The sequence below is a fragment of the Bradyrhizobium sp. 1200_D9_N1_1 genome (genome assembly GCF_052075915.1).
In the GTDB taxonomy this organism is placed as follows: domain Bacteria; phylum Pseudomonadota; class Alphaproteobacteria; order Rhizobiales; family Xanthobacteraceae; genus Bradyrhizobium; species Bradyrhizobium diazoefficiens.
The window spans coordinates 5,985,510-6,004,557 of the sequence record NZ_CP197226.1; the positions used below are offsets into that span (position 1 = coordinate 5,985,510).

General features: G+C 64.1%; 18 protein-coding genes and 1 pseudogene. 6 read left to right on the plus strand and 13 right to left on the minus strand.

Annotated features, from left to right (window positions below; translation table 11 throughout):
• Nucleotides 1-17: 17 nt before the first annotated feature.
• From AB5K84_RS28945 to AB5K84_RS28965, 5 genes are read left to right on the plus strand one after another with little or no spacing between them, the layout of a single operon-like run.
• Nucleotides 18-464, plus strand: a complete 447-nt coding sequence (locus AB5K84_RS28945; protein WP_038966196.1) for an acetyl-CoA carboxylase biotin carboxyl carrier protein — start codon at nt 18-20, stop codon at nt 462-464.
• Nucleotides 464-1,819, plus strand: coding sequence for an acetyl-CoA carboxylase biotin carboxylase subunit (gene accC / locus AB5K84_RS28950; protein WP_011086419.1), 1,356 nt, complete (start codon nt 464-466; stop codon nt 1,817-1,819). The genes AB5K84_RS28945 and accC overlap by 1 nt, the downstream gene beginning before the upstream one ends.
• Nucleotides 1,816-2,478, plus strand: coding sequence for a 5-oxoprolinase subunit PxpB (gene pxpB / locus AB5K84_RS28955; protein WP_011086418.1), 663 nt, complete (start codon nt 1,816-1,818; stop codon nt 2,476-2,478). Before accC ends, pxpB (AB5K84_RS28955) begins: the two co-directional genes overlap by 4 nt.
• A complete protein-coding gene (locus AB5K84_RS28960) occupies nt 2,475-3,458 on the plus strand; it encodes a biotin-dependent carboxyltransferase family protein (protein WP_011086417.1) in 984 nt (327 codons plus the stop codon). Before pxpB (AB5K84_RS28955) ends, AB5K84_RS28960 begins: the two co-directional genes overlap by 4 nt.
• Nucleotides 3,443-3,868 (plus strand): acetyl-CoA carboxylase biotin carboxyl carrier protein, encoded by a 426-nt coding sequence (locus tag AB5K84_RS28965; protein ID WP_011086416.1) that lies wholly within the window; start codon nt 3,443-3,445, stop codon nt 3,866-3,868. The genes AB5K84_RS28960 and AB5K84_RS28965 overlap by 16 nt, the downstream gene beginning before the upstream one ends.
• Here AB5K84_RS28965 and AB5K84_RS28970 read toward each other — a convergent pair.
• The 9 genes and pseudogenes from AB5K84_RS28970 to AB5K84_RS29010 form a co-directional block, all read right to left on the minus strand.
• Nucleotides 3,861-4,628: a LamB/YcsF family protein gene (locus AB5K84_RS28970; protein ID WP_011086415.1), complete on the minus strand. Its 768-nt coding sequence runs from the start codon at nt 4,626-4,628 to the stop codon at nt 3,861-3,863. The two genes, AB5K84_RS28965 and AB5K84_RS28970, sit on opposite strands and share 8 nt — an antisense overlap.
• 35 nt (nt 4,629-4,663) lie before the next feature.
• The gene (locus tag AB5K84_RS28975) at nt 4,664-5,641 is read right to left on the minus strand and encodes a biotin-dependent carboxyltransferase family protein (RefSeq protein WP_011086414.1); all 978 of its coding nucleotides are present in this window, start codon (nt 5,639-5,641) and stop codon (nt 4,664-4,666) included.
• Nucleotides 5,638-6,357: a 5-oxoprolinase subunit PxpB gene (gene pxpB / locus AB5K84_RS28980; protein ID WP_011086413.1), complete on the minus strand. Its 720-nt coding sequence runs from the start codon at nt 6,355-6,357 to the stop codon at nt 5,638-5,640. Before pxpB (AB5K84_RS28980) ends, AB5K84_RS28975 begins: the two co-directional genes overlap by 4 nt.
• Nucleotides 6,358-6,471: 114 nt before the next feature.
• On the minus strand, nt 6,472-7,566 hold the full coding sequence (locus tag AB5K84_RS28985) for an ABC transporter ATP-binding protein (RefSeq protein WP_011086412.1): 1,095 nt from the start codon (nt 7,564-7,566) through the stop codon (nt 6,472-6,474).
• A gap of 11 nt (nt 7,567-7,577) precedes the next feature.
• Nucleotides 7,578-8,642: an extracellular solute-binding protein gene (locus AB5K84_RS28990; protein ID WP_231166689.1), complete on the minus strand. Its 1,065-nt coding sequence runs from the start codon at nt 8,640-8,642 to the stop codon at nt 7,578-7,580.
• Between the two features lie 28 nt (nt 8,643-8,670).
• The gene (locus AB5K84_RS28995; RefSeq protein ID WP_025576071.1) at nt 8,671-9,474 is read right to left on the minus strand and encodes an ABC transporter permease; all 804 of its coding nucleotides are present in this window, start codon (nt 9,472-9,474) and stop codon (nt 8,671-8,673) included.
• Nucleotides 9,474-10,406: an ABC transporter permease gene (locus tag AB5K84_RS29000; RefSeq protein WP_038966188.1), complete on the minus strand. Its 933-nt coding sequence runs from the start codon at nt 10,404-10,406 to the stop codon at nt 9,474-9,476. The genes AB5K84_RS28995 and AB5K84_RS29000 overlap by 1 nt, the downstream gene beginning before the upstream one ends.
• Before the next feature lie 218 nt (nt 10,407-10,624).
• On the minus strand, nt 10,625-11,827 hold the full coding sequence (locus tag AB5K84_RS29005; RefSeq protein WP_011086408.1) for a pyridoxal phosphate-dependent aminotransferase: 1,203 nt from the start codon (nt 11,825-11,827) through the stop codon (nt 10,625-10,627).
• Nucleotides 11,823-12,623, minus strand: a pseudogene (locus AB5K84_RS29010) (SDR family oxidoreductase); the annotation flags it as partial. The gene AB5K84_RS29005 and the pseudogene AB5K84_RS29010, both read right to left, overlap by 5 nt.
• A 237-nt stretch (nt 12,624-12,860) precedes the next feature.
• On the opposite strand from AB5K84_RS29010, the gene AB5K84_RS29015 reads away from it, so the two are divergent.
• On the plus strand, nt 12,861-13,553 hold the full coding sequence (locus AB5K84_RS29015) for an SDR family NAD(P)-dependent oxidoreductase (protein ID WP_011086406.1): 693 nt from the start codon (nt 12,861-12,863) through the stop codon (nt 13,551-13,553).
• Nucleotides 13,554-13,630: 77 nt separating this feature from the next.
• Here AB5K84_RS29015 and AB5K84_RS29020 read toward each other — a convergent pair whose 3' ends face one another.
• The 4 genes from AB5K84_RS29020 to AB5K84_RS29035 are packed head-to-tail and all read right to left on the minus strand — an operon-like array spanning nt 13,631 to nt 18,921.
• A complete protein-coding gene (locus AB5K84_RS29020; RefSeq protein ID WP_011086405.1) occupies nt 13,631-14,332 on the minus strand; it encodes an HpcH/HpaI aldolase family protein in 702 nt (233 codons plus the stop codon).
• Between the two features lie 16 nt (nt 14,333-14,348).
• Nucleotides 14,349-15,152, minus strand: coding sequence for an SDR family NAD(P)-dependent oxidoreductase (locus tag AB5K84_RS29025; RefSeq protein ID WP_011086404.1), 804 nt, complete (start codon nt 15,150-15,152; stop codon nt 14,349-14,351).
• A 7-nt stretch (nt 15,153-15,159) separates the two neighbouring features.
• Complete coding sequence (locus tag AB5K84_RS29030; RefSeq protein ID WP_011086403.1) at nt 15,160-16,842, minus strand: hydantoinase B/oxoprolinase family protein; 1,683 nt, start codon at nt 16,840-16,842, stop codon at nt 15,160-15,162.
• A 12-nt stretch (nt 16,843-16,854) separates the two neighbouring features.
• A complete protein-coding gene (locus AB5K84_RS29035) occupies nt 16,855-18,921 on the minus strand; it encodes a hydantoinase/oxoprolinase family protein (RefSeq protein WP_038966185.1) in 2,067 nt (688 codons plus the stop codon).
• Nucleotides 18,922-19,048: the final 127 nt, after the last annotated feature.

Below are 19,048 nucleotides of genomic sequence, written 5' to 3' on the forward strand. Positions count from 1 at the left end.
CAACGCGGAGCGTGACCGTGGACCTCTCCAAAATCGAACAACTGGTCGATCTCGTTACGCGTTCCTCCATCGCCGAGCTGGACCTCACGCAGAACGGCACCCGCATCCGCATCCTCAAGCGCGCGCCTGCGGCCCTGGGTCCGCCTGCAAACCGGGCAGCGGTCGAGGCCCCTGCTCTCGATCATCAGGACAGCCCAGCTCCCGAGGCTGCCGCCGACATCGTGGTGCCGGCGCCGATGCATGGCATCTTCTACCGGGCTGCGGCGCCGGACGAGCCGCCGCTGGTCGAGGTCGGCACGCGGATCGAGGCCGGGCAGAAGATCTGCATCATCGAAGCGATGAAGACCTTCATCGACATCGCCGCCGAGGCGCCCGGCGTCGTGCTTGCGATCCTCGCAGAGGATGGTCAGGAGATCGAGGCCGGGCGGGCTCTGTTCCGGATTGGGCCGGCGGGTTCATCCTGATGTTCGACAAGGTCCTGATCGCCAACCGGGGCGAGATCGCGCTTCGCATCCAGCGCGCCTGTCGGGCGATGGGTCTCAAGACGGTCGTCATTCACTCGGAGGCGGATCGCGACGCACGCTATGTCGCACTCGCCGATGAGGCACTCTGCATCGGGCCGGCGCCGGCAAGCAGCACCTATCTCAACGTTGCGGCGATCCTGCTCGCAGTCGAGGTCAGCGGCGCCCAGGCGATCCACCCGGGTTACGGATTCCTCTCGGAGAGTGCGGAGTTCGCCGATCGGGTCGCGCGCGCCGGCCTCGCCTTCATCGGCCCGCCGGCGGATTGTATTCGGACCATGGGCGACAAGGTCGCGGCCAAGCGCGCGATGCGGCTGGCGGGCGTGCCTTGCGTGCCCGGGCCGGACAGCGCCCTGCCGGAGGATCCGTCCGAGGTGCACGCGATCGCGCGGGACATCGGATACCCCGTCATCATCAAGGCCGCCGGAGGCGGCGGCGGACGCGGCATGCGGATCGTGCGCAGCGAAGGCGCGCTAGACGACGCGCTGGCGCTGACCCGCGCGGAAGCCAGCAAGGCCTTCAAGAACGCTGCGGTCTACATCGAGAAATTCCTCGAAAAGCCCCGCCATATCGAGATTCAAGTGTTGTGCGATCAGCATGACAATCATCTCTGGCTCGGCGACCGCGACTGCTCGCTTCAGCGCAGGAACCAGAAGGTGGTCGAGGAAGCCCCCGCGCCCGGCATCGATCGCGCTCTGATCGAGCGGGTGGGCGCAAGCTGCGTCGAAGCCTGCCGGCGGATCGGCTATCGCGGCGCCGGCACATTCGAATTCCTCTACGAGAACGGCCAATTCTTCTTCATCGAAATGAACACGCGCGTCCAGGTGGAGCATCCCGTCACCGAGGCCACGACGGGGATCGACATCGTCAAGGCGCAGATCCGCATCGCGCAAGGCGAGCCGTTGGGCATCGCGCAAGGCGACATCGCACGTGTAGGCCATGCCATTGAATTCCGCATCAATGCCGAAGACCCCACCACCTTCGCTCCCTCGCCCGGCATGGTGACGCGCTGGGATGTTCCCGGCGGCATCGGCATCCGCGTCGATTCGCATATCACCGCCGGCGCCACCGTTCCCCGGCACTATGACTCGCTGATCGGCAAGCTCATCGCTCATGGTGGCAGCCGCGAGGAAGCTATGGCGCGTGCGCGCGTCGCCTTGTCCGAGCTACGCGCCGAAGGCATCCGAACCAATGTGCCGTTGCATCAGGCGATCCTCGCCGATCCCGCGTTTTGCCGTGGCGGCTACGACATCCACCATCTCGAGCACTGGATGAATGCGCGGGCGGCCGCGCCATGACGGCCCCGGACCGACCGCGGATCAGCCTGCTCGGGACATCGGCCCTCCTGTTCGAGGCACCGGGCGCATTCGACCTGCCGCACCAGCGGCGCATCTGGTCGCTGGCGGCCACTGCATCGAAATGGCCAGGGATCCGCGAGGCCATTCCCGGCATCACCAATTTGATGCTGACCTTCGCTACCCCTCCGCGCGAGCTGGACGCCTTGATCGCCGCTCTCAACGACGGTTGGGACGCGGCGGAAGGCCTCACGATCAGCGGGCGCGAGATCAGGTTGCCGGTCACCTATGGCGGCGAGATCGGATCGTCTCTTCAGTCCGTCGCCGATCATTGCGGCCTGTCTGTCGACGACGTGGTCTCGATCCACGCCGCCCCGCTCTACACGGTGTTCGCGCTCGGCAGCCATCCCGGCTATTGCTATCTGGGCGGCATGGATCGACGCATCACCATGCCGCGCCGTCAGACGCCGCTGCAACGCTCCGCGGGCGGCTCGGTCTCGATCGGCGGATCGCAGACCGGTGTCTCCGCCTCCCCCGGGCCGAGCGGCTGGCACGCCATCGGGCATACGAGCTGGACCTTCTTCGATCCGTCCTGGCCGACGCCAGCCGCACTCGCGCCGGGCGATACGATCCGCTTCGAGATCGAACGGGTGATCCGGTGATCGAGATTGTGTCAGTCACGGGGCCCGCCAGCGTCCAGGATCTCGGCCGCTTCGATCAGTATCGCTTTGGGGTCGGCACGTCGGGTGCGATGGACGATGTCGCCCTGCGGGCCGGCAACATCCTTCTCGGCAACGACGAGAACTCCGCCGGCATCGAAATCCCGATGCTGCCGTTCAAGCTTCGTTTCGGCCGGGACATGGCCTTTGCGCTCACGGGCGCCGATGTCGAGGCGGAGATCGCCGGACGCGTGATCCCGCCATGGTGGCGGTCGCACGCCCGTACCGGCGATATCCTGACCGTCAAGGCAATGCCCCGCGGTGCGCGAAGCTATCTGACATTCGGCGGCGGCATCGACGTGCCCATGGTGCTGGGCTCACGCAGCACGCAGTTTCGCGGCGAGTTCGGCGGCTGGCACGGACGGCCGCTCCAGGCCGGCGACATCCTGTCCTGTACGGCATCCACTGCTACGATCGGTGAGCTCGGGGTCGAGCCCGCCGAGATCACGCTGGTGCGGCCGAACGCTACGCCGGACGAGACCGTCGTCAGGGTCGTGATTGCCGGCGAATATGACGGGTTCGACGCCACCACGCAGGCGCTGTTCTGGTCCAGCAGCTGGAAGATCACGCCGCAGAGCAACCGTTACGGCTACCGCCTGCAAGGCCCCACCGTGAAGCCGGAGGTGCCGATCGAGAAGCGCTCGCACGGCATCGTCCCTGGCGTCATCCAGATTCCACCGAACGGACAGCCGATCATCCAGATGCGCGACGCGCAGACGTCTGGCGGCTACCCGAAGATCGCAACCGTGATCCGGGCCGACTTGTGGCGTGTCGGGCAGGCGCGGCTCGGCGGCAAGCTGCGGTTCGAACAAACGGCTTACACCGATGCGCTGGCAGCCGAGGCCGAGATGTCGGCCTATCTCGATCGGCTCAGGACCAATGTTCACCTTGTCGAGGAGACCAGAACATGCCGATCGAGCTGACTGACATCGCGCGTCTGGCGCAAATCCTCGAAAAATCCGGCGTCGACACCATCGAAATCGAGGAGCCCGGCCAGTCCCTGAAGCTGGTCGTCGACACGGGTCCGCGGATGGCCGCGTCACCGACGCTTGCTGCCCCCGCTGCAGACCATTCCGTCATCGCCAAAGCCGACGTCGCAGGGCATTTCCTTGCGGCTCATCCCTGGCGGGACAAGCCGTTCGTCGCACAGGGTCAACGCATCGAGGCCGGCGCGGTCGTCGGCCTCGTCAAGATCGGGCTCTTGTATGCGCCCATCGTGGCACCGGCCGCCGGCACCGTCGATGCCGTGATCGCGGAGCCTGGCGCAACGGTCGGCTACGGCACGCCGATTGTGCGCATCCGCCCGCTGGCCGGGAGCAGCCCTATCAATTGAGCAGGACAGTTGCGGGCGTGACTTCGCCGCCGCCCTGCTCGATCACGCGGCGCACCGTGCCGGCGAGGTTGACCGATCCGGGCGTGTCGCTGTGGATCAGGATCGAGCGCGCCTCGACCTTGATCGACTTGCCTTCGATGGTCTGCACCGTCCCGCTGTCCAGGAACCGCTTGACCCGCTCGGCCACGGCTTCAGTCGAGGTGACGACCGAGTTGGGAAGCTTGCGGGACACCAGATGGCCGTTCTCGTCATATGCGCGATCAGCCAGGAACAGAGTCAGGGTGCGCAGGCCTACCTTGCGCGCGGCGCGCACGATCTCGGCATCAGGCTGCGAGAACACGATGAAATCGCGATTGATGGTCGCGATCGCGCGGGCGACGACATCAGCCATATCGGGGTCCGCATTGACCATGTTGCCCATCGCAGCATGGAAGCTGACATGGGTCACGCGGTGGCCGGCATTGGCCGCGATCGCCTGCAAGGCACCGATCTGATAGACCATGTGCTTCTCGAGCTCGGCGGCGTCCATCTGAATCACGCGGCGGCCAAATCCGAGAAGGTCGGGCAGGCCCGGATGGGCGCCGACCTCGACCCCCTTCTGCTTCGCCAGGCGAACCATGCGATCCATGATGATGGGATCGCCGGCGTGGAAACCGCACGCCACGTTGGCCGATGAGACGATGCTCATCAGCGCCTCGTCGTCGCAGATGCGATAATTGCCGAATCCTTCACCCATGTCCGAATTGATGCCGATTTTCATGTTCGTACCCTGCTCTTGTTATTGTTGATGTCCACTCAAAGCGCTCGATAGAGATCCGCGGTCGCACGCAACTTCGCGAGGTAGTCGTTGACCGGAGCCATGGCCGCGACCGCGTCCTGGTAGCTCACCTCGCTGAAGGCAATGAACGATCCCGGCGCCGCCTGGCCGAGGCGCCAGAGATCGGCCTGGATCACGGCCGCCATCTTCGGATAGCCACCGGCCGTATTGGCGTCGCTCATCTGGATGATCGGCTCGCCGGCCGGCGGCACCTGCACGACGCCAGCCACCACGCCGTGCGAGCGCATCTCGACCGGCGCATCCAATGTCAGCTTGCCGCCGGTGAGACGGTAGCCGCCCCGGTCGCTCTGGCCGCTGATCTTCCATCGCGTCGACCAGAACGTCGCCCGCATCTCCTCCGAGAACAGGTCGAACTCGCCGGCCCGCATGACGCGTAACCGCAGCCCACGGTCATCCGCCGGAGCGGCGCCTGGAATCGCGACATCCGGCGGCGCCACACCGAAGTCGAAGCGGCCCACGCTGCCGCGCGACGAACTCCCGATCGGCACGACGTCGCCCGCCTGCAAGGTACGGCCCTCGAGCCCGCCGAAGCCGCCGCGCAGATGAGTGCTACGCGAGCCCAGCACGCGCGGAACATCGATGCCGCCGCCGAACGTCGTGTAGACCCGCGCGCCACGTCGCGGCGCGGTGATCGCGAGAACGTCGCCCGCCCTTGCCTGCGTGCACCACCACGGCCGGACGGTTGATCCCGCCAGCGTCGAGTCGTGATCGGCGCCAGTGAGCGCAAACGCAGTATCTGTCTGGAAGCGCAGGCGGAACGGAAAGGTCTGAATCTCGATGCCGGCCGCACCATCTTCATTGCCGAGCAGCGCATTGCCGGCGGCGAGCGCGACGGGATCCATGGCGCCGGACGTGCTCACGCCGAAACGACGCGCGCCGTGGCGGCCAATATCCTGGATGGTGTTAAAGGCGGGGCTGGTCAATATCTCGATCACAGCTCGACCCGATCGATTCTGAATCTGACGCGATCGCCCGGAAGCATCAGGGACGGTTGCTCACTCTGTGGATCGAACATGGTGACCGATGCCCATCCGATCGCGTTCCATCCATTCGGACTTGTCAGCACCGCGACGCCCGTCTGCATCCCGCCGATCGTCACCGAGCCCGCCCGCATGTTGAGCGACGGCACGGATTTGCGCGGCGTGTGAATGCGCGGATCGAGACCGTGGAGATATCCGAAACCCGGCGAACTCGCGACGGCGCACACGGTGTATTCGCCTTCGCTGTGAATCCTGATGACGTCACGCTCGGACAATCCGGCGCGTCTCGCAACCGCCGGCAGGTCGAAGCCGAGCTCCCCGCCGTAGATCACGGGAATTTCGATGAGCTGGCCGTCGGCCTTTCGGCTCGGCACGCGATGCCACAGTTCGACGATCGAGGCGCCGAGCATGCCGATATCCGCCGGCGGCTGCTCGAATACGAGCATCACATTGGTGACGCCGATGACGGCCTCCTGGACGTTGGGCCAGGTAGAAACCGCATCCGCAAGGGCCCAGATGCGGCCCTGCTGGACCAGGTCGAAGTCACCCGGTGCCTCAACCAGCATTGCAAGTGTGCCGATCAGGCTGATCTTCGGACTTTTCTCGATCGTGCCGACAAAAGGGGCGTTGGGCTGATTAATCGACAAAAGGGCCTCGCTGATCGAACGCACGTGGCGCTGCCACCCCTAGATCTAGCCAAGCGGCGCAAGCCGATCCAAGACGATGTTCGTCTGCGGGTATAAGGGATGTCGATTGCCCGCGAGACGTCGCGTTCGTTCCGAGCTTCAGTGACGGGCAATGACGTGATTGCTCGGGGACTCCCATCGCGCGACAACCTCCTCGCCCACGGCGTATCGAAGTCCCGCTTGCTGCGATTGATTCTGCTCGAACACGATGATCTGGCCGCCGCTCGGCGTCTTGAGGTAGTAGTGACTGACAAACCCGCGATAAATGGCCTGGTCGACACGCGCCGTCACGCTATTGGCGCGTTGCGCCGTCGGACTCTGGCCAACGCGCTCGACGAAGATCGCTTCGGGCCTGATCGAGACCATCACATCGCTTGCCGATTGCGTAATCTGGTCGACCTGGAGGCTCAATTCGGGCGAGACACGAATGACCGCTCCGCTTCCGTTTCGCTGCTCGATGAGACCCTCAAACAGATTTGACGCACCGATGAACTGTGCGACGAATTTCGAGGCCGGACGCTGGTAGATTTCGGTCGCCGAGCCGACCTGCTCGAGCTTGCCATCGCGCATCACCACGATCTTGTCGGCCATCGTCAGGGCTTCGTCCTGGTCGTGGGTCACCATGATGGTGGTCAACCCGAGCCTGCGCTGAAGGGCCCGCAGCTCGACCTGCATGCTTTCGCGAAGTCCCTTGTCGAGCGCCCCGAGCGGCTCGTCCAGCAGCAGCATCGCCGGCTCGATCACCAGGGCGCGCCCCAGTGCGACGCGCTGCTGCTGACCACCGGAGAGCTGCGCCGGATAGCGCTTCCCGAAGCTCGACAGCTGGACCAGATTGAGGGCTTCGCCCACCTTCCTTGCGGCAGCGGCCTTGGATATCCCGCGCATCTCGAGACCGAATGCGATGTTCTCCTCGACGGTCAGGTGAGGAAACAGCGCGTAGTTCTGGAACAACATCCCGACGTTGCGGCGGTGCACCGGAACGTCCGTCATCTTCTTGTCGTTCACGAAGACGTCGCCGGATGTCGGACGGATCAGCCCCGCGATCATGCGCAGGCAGGTCGTCTTGCCGCATCCGCTCGGACCGAGCAGCGCAACCATGTGGCCCGGCTCGATCGTGAGCGAGACATCGTCGACCGCGACGGTGCGGTTGTATTCCTTGCTGAGGCGGTCAAGCCTGACTTCGGAAGACCTCATGGCACCCTGCCTTAGCTCGTGAACACCTGATTGTAGCGTTCGAGCCACGGACCGCGGCGCGGAACGATGAACTTCCAGTCCGGCGTGAACAGCCCGAGATCGGTTGCCTTGGTGTCGGGATAGGCAAGGAACTTGGCCGTCTCCGGCTTGAAGTCGATACCGCCCACCGAGGGCGCGCTGAGAGTCTGCTCGGACAGCATCTTGGCGACCGAGGGCTCCAGAATGCGGTTGATCAGGGCACAGGCGAGCTCCGGCTCAGGCGCATTCTTGACCAGCGTCATACTGTTGATGCCGGTGAACGCGCCTTCCTTGGGGAAGGTCATGTCGATCGGCATGCCCTTCGCCGTGTGCGGATAGATCGCCTTCGAATATTCGATGCCGCCGATGGTCGCCTGCCCCTGCGCCACCTGAAGCACCTGCGCCTCGCTGTCGTAGATCGTCAGGACGTTGGGCTTGAGCATTGCGAGCTTGTCCCAGCCGCTATCGACCAGGTATTGCGCCTCCTTCAGCGGCTTGCCCGTCGTGAGCGCCGTCGCCACGATGAGCATCAGCACGCTCTGGGTGTTCTTGGGCGTATTCAGCAGGATCTGCTTGCGATACTTGGCGTCGAAGATCTGCTCGTAGCTCTCGAGCGGCTTCGTCACCTGCGGATTGATGAACATGGCTGCGCTCGAAATCGAGAAGCCGACGCCATAATCCTCCTCGAACAGATAGCGCGGATAGACCTTCGCAAGATTGGGAATCTTGCTCGCGTCGAGCTTGTCGATCAGCCCTTCCTGCTTGGCCTGGGGAATGCCGACGTCGTCCATCATCATCATGCTGAAGCGCGGCGTGTCGCGGGTCGCGCGAAGAGCGGCGATGTTGGAGAGCGTCGCACCTTCGATCGTGAAGACGCGGCACTTGAACTCGGCCTCGAACTTGGGAATGACCTCTTTCTGGATAAGCTTGCCGAGCGCCGAATTGTAGACGCCGACATGCAGTTGCTTGGCATCCTGCGCCGACGCCCGGCTGATGATCGTCGGGAAGGCGATCGCAGATGCACCGGCTTTAATGAGAGTCCTACGTGTCAGCTTCATGGGTCCAATCTCCATCTACCAATGCACATCAGGCGGCCAGCGCGCGGCGTAGGCCAACCAGCTTTTCAAGCAGTAGGACGCCGACCATCGCCATGAGGATGATGATCGTCGACATTGCAGGCACGGAAGGGTCAAAGACGTTGACCAGTTGCCGCATCAGAACGAGCGGTACGGGCGAGTATTCGGAGTTCGCTAGCCACATCGTGACCGGGTAGTTGTCGAAGGACACCATGAAGGCGAACAACCCGCCGGCGGCGACGCCGGAGGCGATCTGCGGCAACGTCACCCGCCAAAAGGTCGTCAGCCGGTTTGCGCCGAGGGTGCGCGCGGCATCCTCCAGGTTCTCATCCACCAGCTGAAGGCTGGTGACGACGGTGCGGATGACATAGGGCGACGTCACGACCACGTGCCCAATCAGGAGATTGAGCCGCGCATCCTGCGAGCCAAGCTTGGTCAGGACCTGAAGCAGCGCCAGGCCCGTGACCAGCGCCGGGAAAATCAGCGGCGACAGCAAGAACCCCTTGATCGCCGCCAAGCCGAAGAACCTGCCCCGCACCAGTGCAAAGGCCGCGGGCACACCGAACAGGAGCGAGCCCGCCGTCGTGCCGAGGGCGAGCAGAATGCTCAGCCTCATCGCCTCGAGGAAGTCGCGGTCCTGGAGAACCTTGGCGTACCATTTCAGCGTGAAGCCTTGCGGGGGGAAGGTCACGAAATAGGAATCGGAGACCGACACCGCCATGACGAGGAGCAGCGGCGCCAGGATGAACAGCATCATGCCGGCGGTGATGGTGTAGAGGATGAAGGCGCCGAAGCCTGAAAACCGCTCGTCCATCAGTCGGGCCTCCTGAGACGCCGGCCTTCCAGAAGCCACATCGAGACGCCATTCACCGCGAGGACGAGGCCGACGAGAACGACGGCAATCGCAGCGCCGAACGGCCAGTCGTAGACGACGAAGATCTGCTGTTCGATCAGATTGCCGAGCATCACCGCCGAGGCACCGCCCAGGATCGCGGGGATGACGAAGGAGCCGGCCGTGAGCGAGAATACGAGGGTAAAGCCCGCCACGAAGCCGGGCATGCTCAGCGGCAACGTCACCCGGAGGAACACCCTCCACCATGGAGCGCCAAGCATGCGGGCGGCATCTTCGAGATTGGGATCGATCTTGCCGAGCGCCGACGCCAATGGCAGCACCATCATCGGGAAGAACACGTGCAGCGATCCGATGACGACGGCCACTTCGGTGTAGAGAACCGATATCGGTGCGTCGACGACGTGCAGCGTCATCAAGATCCAGTTCAACATCCCTTTCGGGCCGTTCTGGAGCACCAGCTGCCAGCCGTATCCACGAACGACGACGCTGACGATCAAGGGCGCAATGACGATCAGCGTGATGATCCGCGTGGCCATCGGACGGCTCTTGACCATCACCAGCGCAACCGGATAGGCGAGCACGGTCGCGAGCGCCGAGGTGATGATGCTGATCCGCAGCGTTGTCCAAAGCACGCGCGCATAGAGCTCGACGTTGATCAGACGCGCGTAGTGCGCGAGCGTGAACGGGCGCCCGATGATGCCGCGGCTGTCCTGCGTCTGGATGCTCGAGAGCAGCAGCCCCAGCGCCGGATAGAAGAAGAAGTATGTGAGAAATGCCAGCATCGGGACGGCAAGGAGCCCGACCGGCAAAGCCAGGCGCCACCGCGGTCGCCGCCGGGCTGCCGGAGGAGCTTCAACGCTCAAAATCGCCACCGCATCGTCGCTGGTGGTCATCGCTGGCCGTCCTCGACTGCGCGATACCAAGGCAATACCCCTCTTTGCACAAAGCTTATGCGTCGGCACCCTACAGGACCAAGAACATCTTCGTTTAGGGGCATCAGGAAGGATTATGACAATTGGTTCGGCATACTGCTCCGATCTTGGTCGACGAATGCCGCTGGCTGCATCTTTGGTTCTCCGCCGAGGGCCAAGCCCCCTGACATATCGACGCGTCAGCGCAGGCTTTCGCAGAAGTTCGCGATACGCCGGCAGCCTTCCTTGAGCGATTCGGTATCGGTCGCGTAGGAGATCCGGAAGTACGGGCTCATGCCGTAGGCGCCGCCCGGTACGGCCGCGACATGCTGCTCTTCCAGCAGAGCCGAAATGAAGTCGGCATCGGTGTCCAGCCGGCGCCCGCCCTTTGTGGTCTTGCCGATGCAACCGGCGATATTCGGGAACACGTAGAATGCCCCTTCCGGCTTGTGGCAGGTGATGCCGGGGATCTGATTGAGCAGCTTGACCACCAGATCGCGCCGGTCGCGATAGATGTCCGCACGCTCCTTCAGGAACTCCTGCGGCCCATCCAGGACCGCAACCGCCGCCGCCTGGCTCAGGGTGCAGATTCCACCGGTCGCCTGACCGTGGACATTGTTCATCGCAGCGATCAGGTCCTTGGGGCCGCCGCAATAGCCGACCCGCCAGCCAGTCATGGCGTAGGCCTTTGACGCGCCGTTCACGGTCACGACACGGTTCTTCAGTCTCGGTTCAACCTCCGCGATGGTGCAGAATTCGAAACCATCATAAGTGAGGTGCTCGTAGATATCGTCGGTGAGAATCCAGACGTCGGGATACTTCAGCATGACGTCGGCGATCGCGCACATCTCGTCGCGCGTGCACGCCGCGCCGGTCGGATTGTTGGGAAAGTTCAGGATCAGCCACTTCGTCCGCGGCGTGATCGCCGCATCCAGGTCCGTCGGGCGGAGCTTGAACTGGTTGTTCTCCGGGCACGGCACGGCGACGGGCGTCGCCTCTGCAAGGAGAACGATGTCCGCATAGGTGATCCAGCCGGGCGCGGGAATGACGACCTCGTCGCCGGGATTACAGGTGGCGAACAGCGCGTTGAAGATAATCTGCTTGCCGCCGTTGGCGATCAGGATCTCGTCGAGGGCGTAGTCGAGATTGTTCTCGCGCTTGAACTTGCGCTGGACCGCGGTCCGCAACGCGACAGTCCCCGGCTGCGCCGGGTACTTGGTATCGCCGGCCAGGGCGGCCCGATGTGCGGCCTCGATCGCATGCGGCGGCGTCGGAAAATCGGGCTCGCCGGACGACAAGCCGACGATCTTGACACCCGCGTCGCGGAGCTCGCGCGCCTTGTCCGTCATCGCCGCCGAGGCCGACACCTTCACAGTCTTGAGGCGGTTTGCGAGTTCGGGCATTGTCAGCTCCACTTCTCATTTCTTTCAAACGCGCGGCCTCGGATCGGCTCGCAAATCGCAATTCGCCAACGACCTGGAACGTGGGTACGACCTCGATCATCGCGACGTTCATCCGCGCCGGCGATCCCACCGCGAACGCAATGGCGTCGGCGATGTCTTCGGACTGGAGCGTCTCGAAGCCGCCGACGAACCGGGCATCCGGATTGTCGGTGGTGTTCTGGTTCTGGAAGATGCTCGTCGCCACGCGCCCGGGCGAGACTTCGGTGACGCGAACGCCGGTGCCGTAGAGGTCGACGCGCAATTGCTGCGAGAGCGAATGAATGCCCGCCTTCGTCGCGTGATAGGCCACGGATGAGTTGAAGGTCGTGGCGTTTTCGCCGAAGGCGTAATGGCCCGCGATCGAGGAGACGTTGACCACGTGGCCACGGTTGCGCCTCGCCATGCCAGGTGCGATCAATCGCGTCAGGTGCAGGACCGCGCGCAGATTGACGTCGACCAGCGTGTCGACATCATCCGATGCCATCTCCAGGATATTGCCGCGCCGCGACTGGCCGGCATTGTTGACGAGAACATCGAATTCGGCCGAACCGGCAAGGCGCATCAAGGCGTCGTGGTCGTTCACGTCGACTGCACCGGCGCGGCATCCGGTCTCGGCCGACAGGCTGGCTAGCCGGCGAACATCCCGCGCCAGCGCGTGGACCTCGAGCCCCTCGGCACGGAGGCGACGAACCGTCGCAGCCCCGATTCCCGAGGACGCGCCCGTCACCAACGCCGTTCGGTAGTCCGAAAATCCCATCCGCAGGGCTCTCTTGCAGTCAGGCCGAGCGGCGGGAAGTTACGTGCGGAGATCGACGCAGGCATACAGCGGATTTGTTCTGCCCTCATAAGGACATCCAATATCCCGGCCTTAACTCGTCGGGTGCACGAGCCATAAGCCCACCCGATGCAGGCAGAGTGAATTTCTCTTACTCGTCCTCGCGCGTATCGCCCTACATTTTGCAACCCTATTCTCACCCCCGGGAAACGGACCAGAATGTTGGAAGTCGGCAATCGGATCGTCATGGTCTCCGGAGCTTCGCGCGGCATTGGGCGTGCGGTCGTCGACCGGCTACTGGCGTCGGGCTTCCGCGTATCGGCGGGGCTTCGCGATCCGAGCCGCCTCGCCGAGAGCGAGAGGCTCATGACGTACCGCTATGATGCCGAAGACGCCAGGAGCCCGATCTCCTGGGTCAACGCGACAGTCGCACGGTGGGGCGGGATCGACGCCATCGTCAACGCGGCCGGCATCAATCCGAAGGTCCGGGTCTCCGACGAGGGCGAGAACGAGCTCGATGAAATGTGGCGCGTGAACGTCAAGGGGCCCCTGCGCCTCGTCAGGGCGACCCTGCCCCATCTGGCCGTGTGCGGACATGGCCGGGTCATCAATCTGGGGTCCCTCGCCGGCAAGCGCGTGGGAAGCAATGTCGGCTATGCCATGACCAAGTTCGCTGTCGTTGCGCTCACCCACGGCATTCGCCGGGAGGGACGTGCGGCCGGCATCCGGGCGACGGTGATCTGCCCGGGCTATGTTGCCACCGACATGACGCTGAACGACGACGAGATTCCCCGCCACGAGATGAGCCAGCCGGGCGACATCGCCCGCCTGGTGGAAACCGCACTCATGCTGCCGAACAACGCGTCGGTCTCCGAGATGCTCGTGCACTGCCAGTTCGAACCGATGCTTTAAAACCCGGGCGCGACGATGACATTCGCAGCGGGTGAGCAAATCGCCGGCAACCCGGACAAGTCCGGCCCTGGGCCCTATCACCGCCCAAGCAATGTCTTGATGCCGGCCAAACCGATCCGCAGGAAGGGGTCTGAATGGATGTAGAAATATTTGACGCCCCGGTCGCGCCAGAACGGTAGTTCGTCAGACGTCACAAGTGTCCCGGCGATCTTGCCGGCGGCGCGGATCTTCCTGACCGCAAGATCGACCCGCTCGACGACGGCTTGGGGTCTCGGCTCTCCGAAGGGCGGAGCCGGCGGATAACCCATGTTCTGGGACAGGTCGCCAGGCCCGATGAAGAAAACATCAATGCCTTCCACCGCGAGCAAGGAATCGATGTCGTCAATCGCCCTCGGCGTTTCGATCATTGCAACGATCAACCGCTTTTCGTGGTCGGCAGGGCACGCGTAGCGCACGGCGTCGACGATCGCACGCGCCTGGTCGGCAGTATCGACCATTGGCACCATCAGGCCGTCGGCGCCGGCATTGAGATAACGGATCAGAACCGGCCGTTCATGCGAGTGCGGACGGACGATGGCGGCGCCGCCCGCGCCGCGAATGGCCTGGGCCGTCACACGCACGTCCTCAAAGCTCCAGGTCCCGTGCTCGCAATCGACGAAGATTGCATCGGCACCGAGTTCGACCAGACGGACGGCCAGGCCCGACGAAGCGTGATGCGGTGTAAGCATCGTGACCGCCTCGCCCTTGGCAAGGCGCTCGCGCAGTTTGGCTCCATTCATGGGAGATCCTTCTCTGTCAGATCTTTGGCTTGTCGCTCAGCCCTTCTGGCGCACCGACCCACCGGGCCATCTCGATATCGGCCGAGGTGTCGCGCATGAAGGTTGGGCAGATGTGCAACTCGGGGATCACTGCGCCCTTCTGCAGGCTGGCGCAGAGCAGCACGGCGCGTGCAACGTCGTGCGGGTGAAGCATCACGGCCCGCTCGCCTTCGAGCGGCGGCCGGGCGCGATTGTCCATGATCGGGGTATCGGTCTCGCCGGGCAAGATCGTCGTCGCGCGAATGCCCTGGTTGCGATAGGTGTTGTGCAGGAAGGTCATAAAATTCTTCACGCCGGCCTTGGCCGCGCCATAGGCCGCGCCGCCGAGCAGGTTCGGATTGACGACCGCGAGCGACGACACCGTGATCACCGTGCCTTCCTTCCTCGCGATCATGTCCTCCAGCACGGCCTGGGTGAGATTGAACACGGCGGTGAGGTTGACGTTCACCGTGGCGTTCCACTCGGCCTCGCTGATGAAGCGCGCGTTCAGCACCTTGCTGGCACTGCCGGCATTGTTGACGAGAATGTCGATCGGTCCGACATTGCTCTTCACCCAGGCAACCGTCTCCAGGATCGCGTCCCGGGAACCGACATCGAACGCGCGGGCGATGGCCTTGCCGCCCGCCTTCTCGATCGACGTGACGACCTCCTCGAGCGGGCCGATCCGGCGTCCTGTCAGGATAACCCTCGCACCTTCCTGGGCGAGCAGGATCGCGGTCTCGCGTCCGATCCCCGTTCCCGCGCCGGTGACGAGCGCGATCTTTCCGTCGAGCAGACTCATGATTCTCCTATTCGGCGGCCGTCGCCGCCAGGCTTGAGCGCTGATGGCCGTAAATCTGCCTCGCGGCCTGCGGCGTGATCAACCCTTCCGCGAGATCGAGCTCGATCGCGGCCGCGGAGCGCTCCGACGTCTTGCCCCAGCCGCCGCCTCCCGGCGTCTCGACCTCCAGGCGGTCACCCGTCTTCAGGACGACCTTGCCCTTGGGAAATTGCGGCTCGCCGTTCTTGTGCACCTTGCCGGCGCTGCCGGACCGGCCTCCGACGACCCCGAAGCAGGGATGACGCACCCGCTCGGAGGCAAGATAGATGTTCATCGGATTACGCCCGAGATTGCGCAAGATGACGCGCTGGCCAAGCCCGCCCCGGCTTTTGCCGGCGCCGCCGGAATCCGGAATCAGCTCCTTGCACTCGGTGAGCGCGGGGACGGCGATCTCGAACATCTCGATCGCGGTGACCCTGCAATTGGACGGGAAGCTCAGCGTGTCCAGACCGTCGAACTCGGCGCGGGCGCCCTGCCCGCCGTGAAAATTCTGCACCGAGCCGTATTGCGAACCGTCGTCGCGCCGGCCGACGCAGTTGGCGGCCCAGATCGGCGCGCCGCCGCTGTCGCCCATCACCTTGACCGGCACCACGCCTTCCAGCGCCTTGAAGATCAGCGAGGGAATGACGTGGCCGATCAGATTACGCGAATTGCCTGCCGTCCATTGCTCCGGATTGAGGATCGAGCCAAGCGGCGCCTCGTCGGTGATCGGGGCGATGCAGCCCTCGTTGTTCGGCGTATCCGGGTCGAGCAGGCATTTCAGTGCGTAGACCGAATGGGCGTAGCGGTAATTGGTCCGGCAGTTGATGGAATGGAGCACCTGGTCTGACGTGCCGGCATAGTCGACGTGGATGGAATCGTCGCGGACGATGACGGAGGCCTTCAAGGTCACATCCGTGTCGTAGCCGTCGAGCAGCACCTCGGCGGAATAGGTCCCATTAGGCCATTGCCGGATCGCCCGCCGCGTCTGCGCCTCGGATCGCGTATGGATGGCGTCGGCCAGTTCGTCGATGCTGTCGAGGTCGTATTCGTCGAGGAATTTCACCAGTTCGCGGCCCATCACATTGTTGGCTGCAACCATGGATTCGAGATCGCCCATCACCTCGGTCGGCAGGCGAACCGAGGCGGCGATGATGTCGAGCACGTCCTTGTTCGGAACGCCTGCCTTGTGCAGCTTCACGATCGGGAAGCGGATTCCCTCCTCGAAGATGTCGCTGGCTTCGGAATGCAGGGGAGCGCCGCCAATATCAGGCAGATGCGCGATCGAACCGGCATAGGCCACGACCTTGCCGTTCTTGAAGATCGGCGTGATCATCGTCACATCAGGCAGATGCCCGGTGCCGATCTCCGGATCGTTGGTGGCGAGCACATCGCCTTCTTCCAGAGTCTCAGCCGGAAACCTGGGCAGGAAATATTTTTGCGCGGCCATCGGCAGCGAGGTGATGAACACCGGAATCGACCAGGTGCATTGCGCAAGCGCGCGGCCGCGGCTGTCGAGCAGCACGGTCACATAGTCGTGGTTCTCGCGCACGATCGGCGAGAACGCGGTGCGGCCGAGCACGATGTCGGCCTGGTCAGCGATGAAGATCAATCGATTCCACATCACCTGGAGATTGATCGGATCGTTGAAATCGGCAGCGTTCACGGACATGGTGCGTCGTCCTCAGGCGATATTGATCACGAGATTGCCGTTGATGTCGACGTGAGCCGTGCCGCTCGGTCCGATGACCGCGGTGGACTCCCGCTGCTCGACGATCGCGGGCCCCTGGATCTCTTCGCCGACGGGCAGCTTGTAGTGGTCATAGACTGGCGTTTCGACGAAACCGCCGCGCTCGCTGAGATAGACAGAGCGCGTGCCCTTCCTGGCCTCGGCGGCATGTCGTGTGTGCGGGCGGGTCACCTGATCCTTTTGGCCGCTGGATCGCAGCCGCCAGGTGATCACCTCGACCGATGAGCCCGCAACGGTGCGGCCGAACAGCTCGCGATAGAGCTTGTAGAAATTGCCGAGCAATTCCTCGTGGAACTGCTTTGGCGGCAAGCTGCGATCCGGCAGCGCGACCGTGATCTCGTGCCCCTGGCCGACGTGGCGCATGTCGACCGTGTAGGTGTTGGTGATCGTCTCCGGCGCAACGCCAGCGGCACGGACCACCTCGGCGCCCTGGACCGCGAGATCGCCGAGCAGGCGATCCATCGCCGCGAAATCCCAATTGTTGACCTGCATCGGGAAGCTCGCGGACAGATCGACCGCGACCGGCGCGATCAGCAGGCCGATCGCCGAGGTGACGCCGGCGCCCGTCGGGCAGATGATGCGCTTGATGCCGAGCTTGCGCGCGATTCCATAGGCATGCACCGGACCTGCGCCGCCGAAGGCGACCATCGGCAGGCTGCGCGGATCGACGCCGAGGTCGGTCGCGTGCACCGCCGCCGCCTTGCTCATGGATTCGTTGACGAGATCGTGGATACCCCAGGCGCAGCGGGGAACGCTGACGTCAAGCGAGGATGCAAGCCTCGTCATGGCCGTGAGCGCGGCATCTTTCGACACCTTGAACGAGCCACCGACGAAGGACCCGGTGCCCATATAGCCGAGCAGGATATCCGCGTCCGTCACCGTCGGCTCGGTGCCGCCGCGCTGATAGGCGGCCGGTCCCGGCAGCGCGCCCGCCGAACGCGGTCCGACATCGAGCAGGCCGAGCGGGTTCTTCGCGGCGATCGAGCCACCGCCAGCGCCGATCTCGATCATGCGGATCGACTGGATCTTCAGCGGGAAGCCCGAGCCTTTGCGGAAGCGATGATAGTGCGCGACCTCCAGATCGGTGCCGACTGTCGGCTCGCCGTTCGGGATCAGGCACAGTTTTGCAGTGGTGCCGCCCATATCGAAGGACAGCACGCTGCCCTCGCCGGCGATGCGGCCGAATTCGGCGGCCGCGACCGCGCCCGCGGCTGGCCCCGATTCAATCAGGCGCACCGGCAGCTCAGCGGCGCGGATGCTCGGCACGAGACCGCCCGACGAGGTCATCCAGAGCACCTGGCGATTGATACCCCTGGCCGCAAACTCCCGTTCGAGATGGGCGACGTGTCCGGACATCTGCGGCCGCGTATAGGCGTTGACGACAGTGGTCGAGGCGCGGTCGAACTCGCGCACCTCCGGGCAAACCTCCGATGACAGCGACACGAAGACGTCCGGGTCTTCCTCACGAAGCAGCGCAGCGATTCGCTGCTCGTGATCAGGATATTTGTAGGCGTGCAGCAGGCAGACGGCGACGGATTTGATGCCCTCCTCGCGCAGCCGGCCGGCGATCTCGCGGACCGTCTCCTCCTCCAGCGCGGTGATGACCTCGCCATCGGCCGCGATACGCTCGACCGCGCCAAAGCTGTTGGCACGCGTCACCAGCGGATCCGGATATTTCAAGTTCAGATCGTAGAGGTCGTAGCGGCCTTCGTTGCGAATGCGCAGCATGTCCTGGAAGCCGGCTGTCGAGATGAAGCCGGTCTTGACACCCTTGCGCTCCAGCACCGCATTGGTGACGACGGTGGTGGCGCCAAGCACCTGCAGCCCGTTGAGATCGACGGCACTACCGAATTGTTCGAGCAGCTCGGACGCACCGCGAACCACGGCCTCGGCAGGGTTAGTTGGCGTGCTCAGCACCTTGTGGAGATGCAATTCGCCCTTGTCGTCGAGCAGCGCGAAATCGGTGAAGGTTCCCCCGGTATCGAATGCGAGCTTGGCCATCTGTTTCCTCGAAGCGATTGTCTTCGAGCGTAGAAAATGCGATTGCGACCGACCACCACAACTCCCGTCTGCCGCCATAGGTTTTGTTTATGGCCTGGCGAAACCGACGCGCTGCGGCTACTGCGCA